Annotated in this window: 13 protein-coding genes and 1 pseudogene; 6 read left to right on the top strand and 8 right to left on the bottom strand. The window is 42.6% G+C overall.

Annotated features, from left to right (window positions below; genetic code table 11):
* Window positions 1-182: 182 nt before the first annotated feature.
* The gene (locus RI501_RS01360; RefSeq protein ID WP_313819999.1) at window positions 183-755 is read right to left on the bottom strand and encodes a YdeI/OmpD-associated family protein; all 573 of its coding nucleotides are present in this window, start codon (window positions 753-755) and stop codon (window positions 183-185) included.
* Window positions 756-821: 66 nt separating this feature from the next.
* A complete protein-coding gene (locus RI501_RS01355) occupies window positions 822-1133 on the bottom strand; it encodes a nuclear transport factor 2 family protein (protein WP_313819998.1) in 312 nt (103 codons plus the stop codon).
* A 173-nt stretch (window positions 1134-1306) separates the two neighbouring features.
* Here RI501_RS01355 and RI501_RS01350 point away from each other — a divergent pair, with 173 nt between their 5' ends.
* Window positions 1307-2221 (top strand): helix-turn-helix transcriptional regulator, encoded by a 915-nt coding sequence (locus RI501_RS01350; protein WP_313819997.1) that lies wholly within the window; start codon window positions 1307-1309, stop codon window positions 2219-2221.
* A gap of 204 nt (window positions 2222-2425) precedes the next feature.
* On the opposite strand, the gene RI501_RS01345 is transcribed toward RI501_RS01350, so the two are convergent.
* The 3 genes from RI501_RS01345 to RI501_RS01335 form a co-directional block, all read right to left on the bottom strand.
* Entirely contained in the window at window positions 2426-5443 is a 3018-nt protein-coding gene (locus RI501_RS01345) for a type I restriction endonuclease subunit R (protein ID WP_313819996.1), read from the bottom strand.
* A gap of 71 nt (window positions 5444-5514) precedes the next feature.
* A complete protein-coding gene (locus tag RI501_RS01340) occupies window positions 5515-6660 on the bottom strand; it encodes a restriction endonuclease subunit S (RefSeq protein WP_313819995.1) in 1146 nt (381 codons plus the stop codon).
* On the bottom strand, window positions 6653-7000 hold the full coding sequence (locus tag RI501_RS01335; RefSeq protein ID WP_313819994.1) for an N-6 DNA methylase: 348 nt from the start codon (window positions 6998-7000) through the stop codon (window positions 6653-6655). The genes RI501_RS01340 and RI501_RS01335 overlap by 8 nt, the downstream gene beginning before the upstream one ends.
* Before the next feature lie 93 nt (window positions 7001-7093).
* Here RI501_RS01335 and RI501_RS01330 point away from each other — a divergent pair, with 93 nt between their 5' ends.
* Window positions 7094-8014 (top strand): IS30-like element ISLsa1 family transposase, encoded by a 921-nt coding sequence (locus tag RI501_RS01330; RefSeq protein WP_011373852.1) that lies wholly within the window; start codon window positions 7094-7096, stop codon window positions 8012-8014.
* Here RI501_RS01330 and RI501_RS01325 read toward each other — a convergent pair.
* Window positions 8011-9279: a type I restriction-modification system subunit M gene (locus tag RI501_RS01325; protein ID WP_396442503.1), complete on the bottom strand. Its 1269-nt coding sequence runs from the start codon at window positions 9277-9279 to the stop codon at window positions 8011-8013. The two genes, RI501_RS01330 and RI501_RS01325, sit on opposite strands and share 4 nt — an antisense overlap.
* 116 nt (window positions 9280-9395) lie before the next feature.
* Here RI501_RS01325 and RI501_RS01320 point away from each other — a divergent pair, with 116 nt between their 5' ends.
* Complete coding sequence (locus tag RI501_RS01320) at window positions 9396-10565, top strand: IS256 family transposase (RefSeq protein ID WP_313819991.1); 1170 nt, start codon at window positions 9396-9398, stop codon at window positions 10563-10565.
* Window positions 10566-10894: 329 nt separating this feature from the next.
* Here RI501_RS01320 and RI501_RS01315 read toward each other — a convergent pair whose 3' ends face one another.
* Window positions 10895-12418: a type I restriction-modification system subunit M gene (locus RI501_RS01315; RefSeq protein ID WP_313823100.1), complete on the bottom strand. Its 1524-nt coding sequence runs from the start codon at window positions 12416-12418 to the stop codon at window positions 10895-10897.
* An 81-nt stretch (window positions 12419-12499) separates the two neighbouring features.
* Window positions 12500-13051 carry a hypothetical protein gene (locus RI501_RS01310; protein WP_313819993.1) on the bottom strand — a complete coding sequence of 184 codons (552 nt, stop codon included), beginning with the start codon at window positions 13049-13051 and terminating at the stop codon, window positions 12500-12502.
* Window positions 13052-13533: 482 nt separating this feature from the next.
* On the opposite strand from RI501_RS01310, the pseudogene RI501_RS01305 reads away from it, so the two are divergent.
* From RI501_RS01305 to istB, 3 genes and pseudogenes are all read left to right on the top strand, one after another.
* Window positions 13534-14232, top strand: a pseudogene (locus RI501_RS01305) (IS30-like element ISLpl1 family transposase); the annotation flags it as partial.
* Window positions 14233-14338: 106 nt separating this feature from the next.
* Window positions 14339-15556: an IS21 family transposase gene (istA, locus tag RI501_RS01300; RefSeq protein WP_048734103.1), complete on the top strand. Its 1218-nt coding sequence runs from the start codon at window positions 14339-14341 to the stop codon at window positions 15554-15556.
* A gap of 11 nt (window positions 15557-15567) precedes the next feature.
* Complete coding sequence (gene istB, locus RI501_RS01295; RefSeq protein WP_048734105.1) at window positions 15568-16305, top strand: IS21-like element helper ATPase IstB; 738 nt, start codon at window positions 15568-15570, stop codon at window positions 16303-16305.
* The last annotated feature ends 50 nt before the right edge of the window (window positions 16306-16355 follow it).

Genomic DNA, 16355 nt, shown 5'->3' with positions numbered 1-16355 from the left:
AAGATAGGCAATACTGTAAACGGTAAAATGAAATAATCGTTTTTATAAATCAAGCAGTAAGCCCCGACAGATCAGCACTTTGGTTCACCCTATTTTTCCACATCTGGTCCAATGTAACCAAAGGGGGCATTAACACAAAGCGACGGCCCCCTCACGGAGAACCGTCGCTTGTGATAATCGCCCTATTCCCCTAACCGGCCGTAATCGTTCCATTCCCCAAACATCTTATCGGCCGCCGATTGGTCGATCAACCGTTTTAGGCGCCGATCAAACACCGCGCGGTCCTTCCGTTTATCGCGCTGAATGGCATCGATGCGGACCCGCTGATAGAGTGCCGGGAACCGTTGGAAATTCGTCCACGCCACGGGGGCTTGGTCAAAGGCCCGCTGAATGTCGTCGTCAATCGCGAACTTAGCGGGATCCATTTCTGGTAACACTGCCCGTCCAGCCGGTGTCATCTGTCCCAGTCGTTCCAAACGACGACACCGTTCCTTGTTCAGTTCGGACCAAGGACTGCGGCGTGCGCGGGGCGTGAACTTTTGCAAGTTCCGGCCCACAATCGTTTTGTGCATGGTATCGATCCAGCCAAAGCAGAGCGCTTCTTCCACCGCATCCAAATACCAGACGCAACCGGTCGGCGGTTGTTTGCCCTTTTTCGCCACCAACCAGCATTCCGTTGCCTGGTCGTGGTGCGTCCTTAACCACTGCCGAAACTCGGCGCGCGTGGTGATTTCCAGTACATTTTTTGGATCCATGAGTTGACCTCCTAAAAATTACATCGCTGATTTTCCGGTGTGCCATGGCCGCTGACGCGCTTACTCCTAGTTTGCCATTTGGAGCGAGTCGCCGTAATCTCGCCAGTAACTAATTTTATGATTTTTGAGGGTCACAATTGAACAGAAGCGATTGTTATACTGACCATTCCGCCCGTGAACCTCGTATTCCAGAATCAGTGCATGCTGGTCAGGCGCCTTATAGACCCGCAGATGGTCGGCCCGCAGCCTAATGGGGTAGGTCTTGAACCACTCGAAGTACTGGGCCTTGCTCATCTGAAAGGGAAACCCGGGAATGCGATACTCAAACTCAAAGGTGGCATCGTCCGCGACGGCATCCCAGAACGACCCTTCAGGCACCTCCCCCTTGAGACCGGCCATGAGAATCTCAAAGAACGCCGCGTTAGTTTCTGTGTTCTGTGTAGCCTGGATAATTCGTTGCCATGTTAAACTCCCCTTTTCATCGAATAAAGCGAGTATAGTGGGTCATAGATGACATCTAGCTGTCACCTATCAAAAAATGGGAGGTCACCATGAAAATTGAACGGCTAATTGCGATTGTCATGCTATTACTGGAAAACGAAACGATGTCGGCCGCCACCTTGGCCCACCGGTTCAACGTCAGTAAGCGCACCATATTAAGGGACATGGATACCCTCAATTTAGCACGGATTCCCATCTACGCCGTTCGCGGGGCCAATGGCGGCTTTGGGATTATGGCCACTTACAAGTTCGATAAGCGGCTCCTCACCGTGACCGACCTACAAACCATCCTCACCGCCCTAGCCAAGCTGAACGACTGGACGCTCGACGACCAAACGCGCTTGACCCTAGATAAGATTCGGGCACTTTTGCCGCAAGTTCATGACCCGGCTAATTTTAGCATCAACGATACACCAACTACGGGGAGCCAACGATTAGCGACTCTCCGCAAAAAACTTCTGGCGGCCATTCAGCGGTCGACTTTAGTGCAACTCACCTATGTCGACCGGCTGGGCCACCAAACGGTACGGCGAATCGAACCTTATCAATTAACTTACCGGAACGCCAGTTGGTACTTGTTGGCCTATAGCTTAGAGCGCAACGCCTTCCGGACGTTTAAACTAGCACGAATCGTCAAACTAACGGTGTTAGAAGCCCCCTTCAGCAAACGCCAGCTGCCGGCGACTGATCAACCGGTGCCAACCGATTTCAAACTGGTCAACTTAACGGTGTTGGTGAAAAAGGACGTGCGAGACAAGCTCATCGAGGGCATCGATACGGGACCGTTAGTTGAGGTGGACCAGACTCATTACCAGACGACCTTCGTCATTCCGGATAACGAATACGGCTACCGCTACGTCGCTGAGTTTGGCACTAGTCTTCAGGTGCGCGCCCCTGCGGCGTTTGTCGCGCACTATCGGGAGTGGCTGCTGCAGATTGTTCGGTTGAATGGGCAGGGACTGTAGATGATAGCAATAGAGCTTAATTTTCTTATTTGCTTACTGATTTATTCATTATCTTAAAATCAATGTTTATCAAATTAAGGCCGCTTAAAAACGAGTTTATACAAGATTCTTGACGTATCGAAATCATCTGGTGTGGTGTAATTCATATCTATTTTTGTGCAATAAAGGCCCGAAAAATCGGGCCTTTACTGCACAACTTTGTTTTTAATCTTTAGTTAGAGAACTGAAAAATTTCAAAAGTTCATCCCTAAAGTCAGCAAGCTCAAAATAACTTAATTTTTGATCATTAGCAATCTGATCAACCTTTTCTTTAAGCTTAGGATTATCATTCATACTAATTCCTGGTAAATACGAACCAAAAGCGTCAACAATTGTATTTCCATTAAATTTATTATCAGCAGACCATCGTCGAATTTTTAGTTCAACTTGCTCTGTTCGGACGGCCCGACGAGCCTGCTTTAACGTTTCTGTATCAAAGTGGGTTGTGTAGACATGATTTTCAATTCCATCCAGAATTGCTTCAATCTCAGAACGGGAGTCATCGTCCATCGGCGTAATATGCTCCTCAACAGCCTGATGATTCTGAGTCGTTGTCTCATCCATGTAGGCGTTCAACAATGCAACTAGCATGTCGTAATCAATGATTTCGTGACGATAAAGGTCAATAGCCACCTTAACATTGGTTAAGTCCACCTGCTTATCCGGTGGTAGCAGATTGTTCACGTCATTCAAACGAGCTTGGAGTGCACTAAACTCATTCTCACTAGCAATATTTAAGCTTACCTGATTGCCTGTCTCTTTGCCACTTGCATCCAGTACATCAATAGTCGACCCTAGTGCATAGCCTTGTTGGACTAAACGTTGTACCTTTTGGTTAACCTCCGCTGCCAACACAGCAAAAATCTGTTGGTCTGTTTCCGATTGTGGCGTTTGACTGAAATCATCCCCAGCAATTTCCTTGAGCTTCGTAATCATTGGTTGAAGCTCTTCAATCTGGGTAGTCATCTCGGGCGCCAAAATATTATCATCCTGCAGTTCCTTTTGGTCCTGATCATCCGGTTGCTTGGCCGCGTCTTCAGCAGTATCATTACCACCTTTTGTATAGATAACTAATGCATTCTTGACATTTTCTTCCATCACATCGCCCTTTCGGTAGAAACGAACTTTACCGTGGGGTTTGGCATTCTTATCGATTGTACGATTCGTACGGGACATCGCCTGGATCAATGGACCTTCTTTTAGGAGTTTATCAATATAGATAATGTTAACGTACTTAGAATCAAATCCAGTCAACAATTGGTCAGATACGATCACGAGATCAAGACGTTGCGGTGTTGCTAGCTCTTGTTCAGCGCTTAGCTTCTGGTTATAAGGCTTTTTGTGAGCCAGCCGTTTAGTAATATCATTAACGTAGTCCCGTTCTGGATTCTGGCCTTCTAAAAAGTTTCGTGTGTGATACAGGGCAGCGTAGTCTTGCATCCCCTGCTTAAGAGCTGCTTGTAAGTCAGATGTCCCAATACCATTATCTTCATCCCGTGAATAAGTCATGGCAACCCGCAAATCCGGTGCTAACTTTTTAAATAATTGGTAATACGCCACAACTGCTTGTTTGCCAGATACAGCAAACAATCCATGAAACTGGTTAGGCTTTCGAACACCCATTTCAATAGGTCCTGAGTGATTCTCTTGCCAATGGTCGATAATATCTTGGACAACTGCCTGACGAAATGGAAGGGAGGTATAAACTTCTTTTTCTAATTCCTGTTCATTGAGTTCAGAATGATTAGTAACCTCAATATCGGGCGTGTAATAACTAACATCAAAGCCCAATACGTTACCGTCACCAATTGCATCTTTAATAGTATAACGATGAAGACGCTGCCCAAAAATATCATAAGTTGAGATATCACGTGACGTTTGTACATCGTGGACCTCATCACTATAAAAATTAGGTGTACCTGTGAAACCAAACCAAGTTGTTTTAGGAAAAGCACTTTTAATTCGGGCCACAGCATCCCCGCTGGCCGAACGATGGGCTTCATCCATCAAGATAACCTGCCGATCCATTGAGGATAACCCTGCTTTTACAGCCTTATCTAGTCCTTGAACGGTAATCAGGTAAATATGCGATGCTGCATCGGAAGCCTTAAGGGCCCTTTTTAATTCATGGCCTTTAACAACTTTAATTCGGCTTTCAAAAGTTCTATAGGCGTAAGACTTAAAGTTCTCAAACGTTTGGTTGATCAAATCAACACGGTCTACGATAAATAAAACGTTATGAACCCTCGGCATCGACGCTAACAACTGTGCGACCTTAAACGACGTAACCGTCTTCCCAGACCCCGTTGTATGCCAAACGTAGCCACCCTCTTTTTCAATGAAGTTATTATCATCCATGGTACGCATGCGTTCCATGATGGCTCGGGTGGCTTGAATCTGGTAAGACCGCATCACCATCAGATTATCATTGGCCGCATCTGGAATCATGTTGACCGTTACTAAACGATGCAACGCGGGGATTCCCATAACCTGATGAATAAAATCCATGGTATCCGTAACGTCTTTCCCTGTTGCATCCCGCCAACCAAAAACAAAGTCCTTATTGTAATCTGCCGAACTTTTGGGACGCGCAAAATAATGAGCTGAATGTTGCGATAAAATAAATTGGACCTGTACAAAAGAAAATAGGCCCGTATACATCCCATCACCAGCATATTTTTGTAACTGCTCGAACGCGTTCCACTGATTTTGCAGTGATTCATCCTTTTCTTCGATATGGGCAACGGGTATCCCATTAATTAACAGCATGATATCAATACGCCGCTTAGTGCTCAATGTGTACGGAAGATCATTAAAAGTGACTTGACTGACGACTTCATACTGCGAATGTCCCCCTGCAACTTCGTCACCATAAAAAATCTCAATTTCTAGCTTAGTACCATCATCACGGGTCAATGGCAACGTACCAATCCCTCCGGAACCGGCGAGCATCAGCTGTGCATCATAGGGTGTTTTATTTTTATTGAGTTCAAGTTTGAGGCTCTCAAACTCTGTATCTGAAAGAGGGACGTTCTCAAGCTTGCGGGCGTTGTTTTGGTTCAAGATATCTCGCCAATGATCATACAAGGCTTTGGTCGTAACGCTCGATAAATCTTTTCGTTCAGTCCAGCCTTCAGCTTTTAATTTTTTTATTACCGCGGCTTCAAACTTACTTTCAACCATAGTTTCATATCCTTTCTGAAGCATTTTTATCTTTATGTAACCGGGGAATTTTCCCCAGTAAATTAAATATGTTAGACGAACATTCTTTGAAGTAAAGCCTTCTTGAGGTTTCGTAGAATTTTACCTTTACGCTGATTGGAAGCGATAATGAAGTCTAGGTAAGTTAAAGTTAGTCCAATTTTTTCCTGTTCATCTAGTGTCGGATAGTATGAGGGGAAATTTACAACTTCAGACTTTGATAAATTTGTTTGACCAACACCATTATCAAATTTAAGAAAATATGAATTTCTGTTCATTAAATAATTCAGAAAGTTCATATCGGTATTCTTGTGAACTTTGATACCGGCAATCCGCTGGTTTAAACTATATATCCCAGTTTTATCTATTTGAAAGGTCCTTGCAATAGCTCTCCCATTAGGGACATCAGAGAGCACGAAAGAAATTTCTCCTTTATACAGAGGGGCTATCTGCTTATCAGAATATTTTTTTACTCTACCATTTGTTGAAACAAACTTTGAATTAACAATAACGTAGGATCCATTTTCAGTAACATTCTTTTCATGTGCTTTACCATTACGATAGTCAGCCACATCTTTTAACTTACGCTGTTCCCAGGCGTCAGTATATCCTGAGAACCTAATATCCGGAATTGTTTCTTTGCCAGATACGAACATTTTTTGTAGTAGAGCTTTTTTGAGATCTTTTAGGATCTTACCCTTACGCCGATTGGAAGCGATAAGGTTATCCAAAATGTTAAAAAATTCTCCAATACTATTTTGTTCACTTAAGCTAGGCACATTCAGTGGAATTTTATTAAGAGTGCCTTTTGATAAACTAGGTACGCCTGTTGATTCATCATACCGCTTCCATTGGACCAACTGACACCATGCATATAAGAAACGAAGGCTATTATTTCCCTCACTTGTCATAAAGAATAGTGTATCCACTGTCCAGAAAGGAGCCCTTAAAAATTGAGGCCTATCAATTGTCCCCTTTCTTCCTATGCCAATAGCATCATCCGAAGATAATTGGTCATTAACATTAAGCATAAATCCACCAGTACCATAAACAGGAATATTCCCCGGCTTAAGATCTTTATAGTCTCTACCAGAATTTACTTTTAACACATTTTTCAACTTACGCTGTTCCCATGCATCAGTGAATCCCTTAAAGCGAATGGCCGGCACCAGAGCTTTAGATGGTTGTGTCTTATTCATTATCCAAGATCCCCCTTAGATCATCTAGAATATGCTGGTCCTCCGGCTTAGTTACCACTAAGTCCGCCATCATGCGCTTTAATTCAGCCGTTTCTCGGACCTCTTCTTGGGTGACCGTCTTCATCTCTGCTAAGAGCTTCGCTGTATCGACCGGTGGCTCCTCCTCAAAGGTATCCACGTAACGCGGAATGTTGAGGTTATACTCGTTTTCCTGAATTTCTGACAACGGTGCAACGTGTGCATACTTTTCCACGTCTTTCCGCGCGAGATAAGTCTGAACAATCTTTTCAATATCTTCTGGCCGTAAGACATTGGAATTCTTTTGTTTTTCAAAGGGCAAATTCTATAATTAATCCGAACAGAAATTAAAAAGCCCAAAGCAATCACTTACAATGGTAGTAGCTAATTCCAACCAATATAGGGAGTGATTACTTTGGGTACATCTACTTTATCACGTTTTCAACGTGGCGCACTAGCACAACTGGTCAATGAGGGGAATAAATCTTACCAAGTAATGGCTGACGCCTTAGGCGTCGCCAAAGCTACGATTAGCTATGAGTTGGACCGGGTTAAACCTTATGATCCAGAATTAGCTCAGCAAGATGCAGATCGCAAAAGGCGGAATTGCGGTCGTCGTTCGATGCTGACGGCAGCATTAGCGACTTTAATTACCAATCACTTACGATTAACCTGGTCACCAGAAACCATTGCGGCCGCTTATAACTTGAGCACTGCGTCAATTTATAATTGGCTTAATCGTGGCTGGCTCCCCTTCAAATTGACTGATCTACCCAATCGGAATGTCCGCCAGCACCGAGTGAGCGAAAATCGTGGGAAATTTACAAGTGGGACTTCCATCGAACAACGGCCAACAACTGTTAATCAACGGTTAGCTTTTGGTCATTGGGAAGTAGATACGGTGCTTTCTAGTCGAAGTGAGTCACGATCATGTCTGGTTACATTCGTAGAACGTAAGACCCGACTTCTATGGGCCATCAAAGCCCCTAATAGAACGGCTAAGGCTCTAAACACCGCCTTTGGCAAGTTTATGGGGGCCTTCGGTCCCCAAGTAAAATCCATTACTGTTGATCATGGTAAAGAGTTTGCCAATTATCAGGCCTTAGAACAGGATTATCAGATCAAAGTTTATTTTTGCCATCCATATTCACCATGGGAGCGAGGTTCCAATGAATATTTTAATAGACGGTTACGCTGGTTCTTCCCGAAAAAGACCAATTTTAGCCAAGTAACGACTGATGAGATCCTAGCAGCACTTGAACTAATTAATCAACGACCATTAAAAATACATCATCAACAGACTGCCATTGAAAGATTCCGGGCTTGTTCGGATTAAACTTGTAATTTGCCAAAGCCTTTTGATGCGTCAATAAATAACACATTATCCGCCGTCCGGTTCTTCTCTAATACCAGAATCGCCGTAGGAATTGAGGTGTTGGTGAAAAGATTGGCTGGCAACCCAATAACCCCTGCAATATTATGGCTTTCCAATAATTCCTTCCGAATTCGTCCCTCAGCGGCGCCCCGGAACAGCACCCCGTGCGGCAAGACAATCGCCATCCGGCCGTCCGCCTTTAAATGGTACAGGCAGTGTAGCAAGAACGCGTAGTCGGCCTTCGATTTCGGCGCCACGCCCATTTTAAATCGTGGATCGTCTTCGCGGTCCGTGTTGTCCCACTTCAGGGAGTACGGTGGGTTTGCCATCACTGCATCGAACATCCGGGGGCTGTCCACTCCGTCAAGCACCCCATCCGGCCAGTCACCATTTAACGTATCAGCATTACGCAGATTAATGTCGTTATATTCGACCCCGTGCATCATCAAGTTCATTCGCGCTAAGTTGTAAGTTGTGGTAATAATTTCTTGTCCGTAGTATTTAATCGCTCCCCGTACACCAGCACGTTGCATATGCGACCCGGTGGTGAGCAATAACGATCCCGACCCCAATGCTGGGTCATAGAGCGTATACTCTTCTTGATTTTCGCGCCCAGCCGTTAAAATCTGTGCCATAATGTCAGAAACCTGGTGTGGCGTATAAAATTCCCCCGCCTTGTTTCCAGAGTTTGCCTGAAACATACCAATTAGGTACTCATAGAGGTCTCCTAAAAGGTCATTTTGTGTATCCAACTCAATCTTATCTAACAGCTCAATCCAATCTATTAACGTTGCTGTTCGTGTCTGTGCATTGGCACCCAGCCGCGATGACGTTAAATCCATGTCGGCAAAAATCCCAGCAAAGTCAGGTTTAGCTTCCTGGCTAATACCTTGATCGAAGTGCACAAGTGCGTCGGAAACCATCATGACGTTGAACTTATCTTCGTTGATAGCCGTCTTCCAGTCAGAAAACATCTCCCCTGGTTGAATGACATAGCCCAAATCTTTTTGCATAAATTCGGCCGCACGTTGGGCATCTTGGGACCACACACTCGTCCAAGTTTCACCACGTAACACACCACTTAACCAAGTTTGAGCCTTTTCGGACAAAAATTTATAAAACATAATGCCAAAGATGTAGTTTTTATATTCAGAGGGTTCAATTTTTCCTCGAGTATCGTTTAAAGTTTTCCAAATCATTGCTTTTTTTTCAGCTGTTAAGGCCATTTGGGAGCGTAAAATATCTTGTGTAAACGCTGATTCATTTATGTAATAGAAAAGGGAACGTCTTCCCTGTATGATTAAAGGTACCTACACCACAATCACAAAGGAGACGTTCCCATATGAATGAGCTTAGCACAGAAATCATGTCAGCACTAGCGAAAAAGGAAGATGTTGGTGAAATTATTCGTCAGGCCGTTGAGCAAGCCGTTAATGGCTTGCTTAAAACTGAACTCACAGCCTTCCTAGGCTACCAGGCATACCAACGTCCAGATCAAGCTACTAATTACCGTAACGGTGTTTATGAACGCCAATTGACGACAAAATACGGTGAGATTACCGTTCAGGTCCCACGGGACCGAGCAGGTCAATTTGAGCAACAAACGATTGATCGTTATCAGCGACGGACTGACAGCCTGGAAGATATGGTCATTCATCTGTATCGTCGGGGAATTACGACGAAAGAAATTGCCGAACTGATGGAAAAGATGTACGGCAGCTATTACACCCCAGCCACCATGTCGAACATTACGCAGAATGTGGCCGAACAGGTCGAACGTTTCCATCAGCGAAAGTTAGCTGATAAGTACGCAGTCGTGTACGTCGATGCGACTTACGTGCATCTACGGCGGGATACGGTGGAGAACGAAGCGGTCTACATCATGATTGGCATTCGTCCCAATGGACGTAAGGAAGTTCTCAACTACACTATCGCACCAACCGAATCAAAGACTATCTGGGAGGAACAACTCCAAACAATCAAAGACCAAGGCGTCCAGCAAGTCCTTTTATTTGTGGCCGACGGTGTCATTGGCTTAACCGATGCAGTCACACAATACTTTCCCAAAGCAAAGCTCCAGCGTTGTCTCGTCCATGTAGCTCGTAACTTTACAGCCAAGGTTCGGGTCAGTGACCGTAAGCCGATCAATGATGCCTTTCGTGATGTTCGCCAATCAGCTACGGCAGTAGCTGCAAAACAAGCCTTAACGGTTTTTATCGATAAGTGGGGTAAAAAGTATCCTAGCCTTAAGAAGCTTGCGCAAGAGGAGAATTTATTTACCTATTACGCTTTCCCCAAGGCCGTTCGTCATAGTATTTACTCAACCAACCTAATCGAATCTTTTAACAAGGTCTTCAAATCCAATCTCAGGAAGAAGCAACAATTTCCAAACGAGGATTCTCTAGCAAGGTTTACCGTCACTCAGTGTTTAGATTATAACGACCGCAATACCAATCGGACGCATCGCGGTTTTGCCAGTTGCCGGGACACTTTCGACTCAATGTTTGAGTAAACTAACTTAGAAGACTAGTCATACAAAGACGAGTTTACACAAGATTCTTGACACACCCGGCCATTTACTTTTTTCCTACTTTCGTTGACTAATTGACGACTAACGTACATACCATCCGCTCTAAGCTTTTATTATACAAGCAAATTTTTCGTTTAAGTGATTGGTGTTAATCATTTGCATAATTTATACCAGAAAAAGGCTCACTTAAATATATGGTTTTTATTTTTGATTCAAATCTTATTTCTGTTTGTATTAAAATTCTATTTTCTTTGAAGTAGCATAATGTAATTCCATTTGTAATCTCGAGCAGTAACCCGTTGATAACTATTCTAGTTCTCCTGATACTTTGTCATAATACGTTGTCCATCTTCCTCTAAGACAGATAACTGTTTATTTAGCTGGTTTAATTGATCTTCAAGGTCCATTAAAGGAATGATTTTAGGTGGAATAAAAGTATCCACATATCTGGGAATGTTCAAGTTATAATCGTTCTCAATGACCTCAGCCATCGTCGCAACATGTGAATAACGACTAACGTCTTCCCGTTTACGGTATGTCTCAATGATCTTATCAATATCTTCCTGGCGAAAGATATTTTTATTTTTATACTTTTCAAATCCCTTGGATGCATCTACAAAGAGAATATCATCACTTTCCCGATCTTTCTCTAGCACCATAATTACTGTAGGAATCGCAGTATTATTGAAGATATTGGCAGGCAACCCAATGATTGCAGAAATATTGTGATGTTCCAATAATTGTTTACGAATCTTCTTTTCAGCCGCACCACGGAACAACACCCCATGCGGTAAGACAATTGCCATTCGCCCATTGGATTTCAGATGATAAAGGCCGTGCAACAAAAAGGCATAATCAGCTTTAGACTTAGGCGCAACACCGTATCTAAAGCGAGGATCATCTTCTCTAGAAGTATTATCCCATCTTAAGGAGTAAGGCGGATTAACCATAACCGTATCAAACAATCGTGGCGTATCAACTCCGTTTATAGGACCATTCGGCCAGTCATTTTGCAGTGTGTCAGCATTCCGTAAATCAATATCCTTATAATCAACACCGTGCATCATGAGATTCATTCGTGCTAAGTTATAAGTTGTCGTAATGATTTCCTGACCATAGAATTTAATACCTTCCTTGGCAACTATATTATGCATATAAGATGAGGTGGTTAGTAATAATGAACCTGACCCCATCGCCGGATCGTACAATGTATGCTCTCTCTGGCGCTCGCATCCTTCGGTTAAGATTCGAGCCATAATATCCGATACCTGATGTGGTGTATAGAAATCTGTTGATTTTGCGCCGGAATTGTTCGCAAACATTTCAATTAAATATTCGTATAAATCCCCCGATACATTGTCTTGAGTATCAAGTTTAGTTTTATCTAACAATTTAATCCAAGATACTAACGTCGCAGTTCGTGTTTGGTTACTAGGGCCTAGTCGCGACGATACCAAATCCATACCATCAAAAATACCAGCAAGATTCTCTTTAGCATCCTGACTAACACCTTGATCAAAGTGACTTAACGCATCAATAACCATTGCTATATTAAATTTACCCTCATCGATAGCTTTCTTCCAATCGGAAAACATTTCTCCCGGCCGAATGATGTACCCCAATTTCTTTTGCATAGCCTTGAACAACTCGTCGGAATTTTGAATTTGGCTTTTTTTATGGTCCACACCTTCTAACCAAGTTTGTGCCTTTTCCGATAAAAACTTATAAAACATTATCCCAAAAATATAGTTTTTATATTCTGATGGTTCAATTCCTCCTCGAGTGTCATTTAAAGACTTCCAGATTAATGCTTTTTTTTCAGTTGTTAATACCATCATAGCCCACCTGCTTCCTTATATTTATTAACGCACCACATCTACTACAAAATTACGTTAAATTTTTTCGAAATCTTCGTATCATTCCTTCATCATTTTTTGACTAATAAATTGTAAGGTGTGCTCTTCCATTAAATCAGCTTTTTCTTTTAAAGTAAGTGCCTGTTTCTGACCAATAGCATAAAGGCATCCAATATCTTTTTGTAATAATAAATCAGGTACAGAAATAGTGACTTTACGCAAATCACTGGCTACTACTCGACGGCCCAACTGCCCAGAAGCTTTAAGTTGGCGTTGAGCCTCAATACTATGGTTAAACCACCATACAAAATAGCCTCGGTCTAATTGGCTATTAAATGTAACAGCAGTAAAATTTGCAGTTAAAACTTGCTCATCTACCTGAGGATAGTCTTCAACTAAGTAAGCTTCCCGTTGAAGCATGGAGATACCAACCTGCTCTGACGTAATCACTGGTAAATCAGAATCTCCATGGATATACTTAGTTGTCTCCGCTAACGGATTGTATATCATTCGACGACTCGGTATTTCATCAATGGTATCCGTAATTCTTGGTAATAGCTTCCCTGTAGTAAATTTAACAAGGTCCCCCAGTCTATGCTCTTCATATTTCATAAGTTTCCTCCTGTTAGTCTTTTGAATTACTTCACTTAATGGTGTAAGTATATCAAGTTGATTTATTAATGTCAATCGTTATTCTATAGAATTACAAAAATCGAATCCTATGCGATACCCAATTGATAAATTATAACGGCCCTATAGCAACCACAATGCAACCAAAAATGGGCCATCCCGCTAACGCTGAATGGCCTCTTACGTGTAGATTTTAAAAATTGCACCATTATATGGTACAGAACACCGTAATATACATAGTGCTTTCTAACTATCACTGCTAATATTTTTACATTTATTATAGGTCCTAACAACACTAACTATTTATCATTAGCACTGGGCAAACACACTTTACAAAAATTCTCCCCCAGAGAAGTTAGTTTTATGGTAGATTGTAAAATTAATCCGAACGCTGTTCGGACAAAAAAGATCAGCTTCCTTTAAAATGGTGTTTACCACAAACCCATCTTTTAGGAGCTGATCTTTTGTCTAGTATAACCTATTCCGAACGAATTAAAATCGAAACCTTTTGTGAACTAGGGCTGTCCAATATCCAAATGGGCGTTCGGCTGAACCGATCACCGTCAACAATTTCTTATGAATTATCTCGATGTCAACCTTATCAGGCTGAATTAGCACAAACAGATGCCGAATACAAGCGATCACGATGTGGTCGGAAAACTAAGCTGAGCGATGAGTTAAAGCAAAAAATTCTCAACCATTTACGTCTAAGCTGGTCACCAGGAATGATTGCTCACGAATTTAAACTAGCTACTAAATCTATTTATAATTGGCTAAATCAGGGGAGAATTGATTTCTCCTTGAATGATCTACCTGAACATGGCGTACGCCAACGGCGTAACGTTGACCAACGATCCAAATATAATCAATCTTTGGGGCGATCAATTGAACAGCGTCCCATGATGATTAATCAACGTAATCGCATCGGCGATTTTGAACTAGATACAGTCGTTGGTCCTCGTGGGCATAGTAAGGCAGTTTTATTAACTTTAATCGATCGAAAATCACGGTTCCTTTGGGCATACCGGTTAAAAGATCGAACGACAGCGAGTGTTAATGAAGCACTGACTAAGTTCCTAACAACTTTTAATGGACCGGTGCACAGTTTTACTGTGGACCGTGGTACTGAGTTTAGTGGGCTAGTATCATTTGAATCACAATATGTGTATATGGCGGTCGTAAAATGTAGGAAAATGGCAATTAGAAATTGTCGGTTTTCCTACATTTTTTGATATCATAAATCACATTGGAACCAAGGAGGTTATCGATGTGAGATACGATATTCGAGAAGGAGTGCAGACTTACGTGAAAAATAATTTAAAGCCTAACTACGCTGCCCTAGCCCGACAATACGGGGTTGATTACCGCACCGCCAAACGAGCATTTCAAGAGGCCCAAGCCCCAATAGCGTTGAAGAAAACGACTAAGCGTCCCAGTAAGCTTGACGCTTACCGAGACATTATTGAAGATAAGATTGAGCTTAACTGTTCAGCGATGGCTATCTTCAAATTCATTCAGAAGAAGGGATTTACTGGCCAATACACGATTGTCCGTAACTACTGCGCCGGTCTCAAAAAAGAAAAAGTTCATAAAGCTACAATACGTGTTGAACACACGCCTGGACTATCAGCTCAAGTGGATTGGAAGGAAGAAATGACGCTATATTCACGCGATGGGAAGCCACATCACTTCAATGTCTTCCTGTATGTTTTACCATTTTCAAAGTTGAAATTCATTACGTTAGTCTTCGATCGGAGTCAGGATACCCTGTTCAGTTGCTTAGATGATGCCTTCGAAGCAACTGGTGGCGTTCCTCATGAAATCTGGTTCGATAACATGAAGCAAGTCGTTGATCACTCAAAGTCTAATTTTGGAAGGGCCGTGTTCAACGAACGATTTAAACAATTCTGTCAAGATGCCGGTTATAAACCAATTGCTTGTCGGCCGTTAAGGCCACAAACAAAAGGAGTCGTGGAAGCCTTGGCACGAACCATCGAACGTCTCCGGCCATATAATTATGAGTTCGATGATGGCGTAGATTTGATTCATATCGTCGATGAACTCTGCGATGATTTAAATCACGAAGTGTCACAATCAACGAACCAAGTTCCTTTAGATAAATTTGAGTACGAAGAAAAAGAGTACCTCCACGAACTACCGGCTAACCTGCTAGATTCCTTCTTCGAAGAAGACATTACCCGTGTCGTATCGAAGGAATCGATGGTTAACTTCCGTAAGTGCAAGTACTCTGTAGATCCGCGTTACATAGGTCGGACAGTCAACATTGAACTATCTGATAATGCACGCCAACTTCAAATCTATTATAACGGAGAACCAATCCGTTCGCACGACATTACGACTCAAGCCTTAAATTATCATGAGGATGACCGCGTTCAAATCCTAAAATCCGACCTCCTTAAAGGTCGGAATGATCAAGAAATTAAGGCATTTATCGCAGAACATCTATCTCAATATGACGAAGTGTGAGGAGTAAATAAATGAATAGTAAATTCCAGGAATTAATGACCAACTTAGATACTTTGGGTTTAGCCAAGATGCATGCGTACTTACCAAACTTTCTTGATCAAATCAACGAGCAAGAACTCTCATTTACAGAGGCTATGCTTAAGCTCACTGACGTGGAGCTTGAATGGCAAGAACAACGTCAAGTTCAACGAATAGTTGAACGAGCAAGGTTCCCCCAGAATAAATCTTTGAGAACTTTTGACTTCTCATTTCAGCCCAGTATTAATCAGCAGAAAATAAAGAGTTTTAGCGACTTAGCGTTCTTGGAGAAACAAGAAAACTTAGTCTTTATCGGTAGTCCGGGCGTCGGTAAGACGCATCTAGCCATTGGAATAGGCATGGCGGCCTGTCAGCAAGGAAAACGAACCCTATTTATCAACTGTCATGACCTCTTACTAAGGCTGCATACGGCTTACGAGAAGGGCGCCCTAGACCGTTGTATTAACCGTTATGCACGATATGACTTATTGATTATCGACGAGATCGGCTATTTACCAGTAGAACATGACGAAGCCAACCTTCTTTTTCAGTTAATTAATGCGCGATATGAACGACACTCAACGATAATTACTAGCAATAGCGAGCTTTCAACATGGGTCGAGATTTTCAAGAATCCAACAGTCACCGCTGCCATTCTAGACCGCTTAGTTCATCATTCCCATATCATCAAGATAACTGGAAAATCATACCGCCTAAAAGCAACAAACTAACCGCCAAAAACCTACATTTTTAAACCGCCATTTTCCAACATTTCTACGCC

Source organism: Levilactobacillus zymae (assembly GCF_032190635.1).
GTDB classification, from domain to species: Bacteria; Bacillota; Bacilli; order Lactobacillales; family Lactobacillaceae; genus Levilactobacillus; species Levilactobacillus zymae_A.
This window is presented reverse-complemented; position numbering and strand designations above follow the sequence as displayed.

Excerpts from the sequence above, each read along its gene's own strand:
- RI501_RS01325 (WP_396442503.1), bottom strand. The coding sequence starts at position 9,279 with ATGGCCTTAACAGCTGAAAAAAAAGCAATGATTTGGAAAACTTTAAAC.
- RI501_RS01315 (WP_313823100.1), bottom strand. The coding sequence starts at position 12,418 with ATGGTATTAACAACTGAAAAAAAAGCATTAATCTGGAAGTCTTTAAAT.
- RI501_RS01310 (WP_313819993.1), bottom strand. The coding sequence starts at position 13,051 with ATGAAATATGAAGAGCATAGACTGGGGGACCTTGTTAAATTTACTACA.
- RI501_RS01360 (WP_313819999.1), bottom strand. The coding sequence starts at position 755 with ATGGATCCAAAAAATGTACTGGAAATCACCACGCGCGCCGAGTTTCGG.
- RI501_RS01320 (WP_313819991.1), top strand. The coding sequence starts at position 9,396 with ATGAATGAGCTTAGCACAGAAATCATGTCAGCACTAGCGAAAAAGGAA.
- RI501_RS01340 (WP_313819995.1), bottom strand. The coding sequence starts at position 6,660 with ATGAATAAGACACAACCATCTAAAGCTCTGGTGCCGGCCATTCGCTTT.
- RI501_RS01350 (WP_313819997.1), top strand. The coding sequence starts at position 1,307 with ATGAAAATTGAACGGCTAATTGCGATTGTCATGCTATTACTGGAAAAC.
- istB (WP_048734105.1), top strand. The coding sequence starts at position 15,568 with ATGAATAGTAAATTCCAGGAATTAATGACCAACTTAGATACTTTGGGT.
- RI501_RS01345 (WP_313819996.1), bottom strand. The coding sequence starts at position 5,443 with ATGGTTGAAAGTAAGTTTGAAGCCGCGGTAATAAAAAAATTAAAAGCT.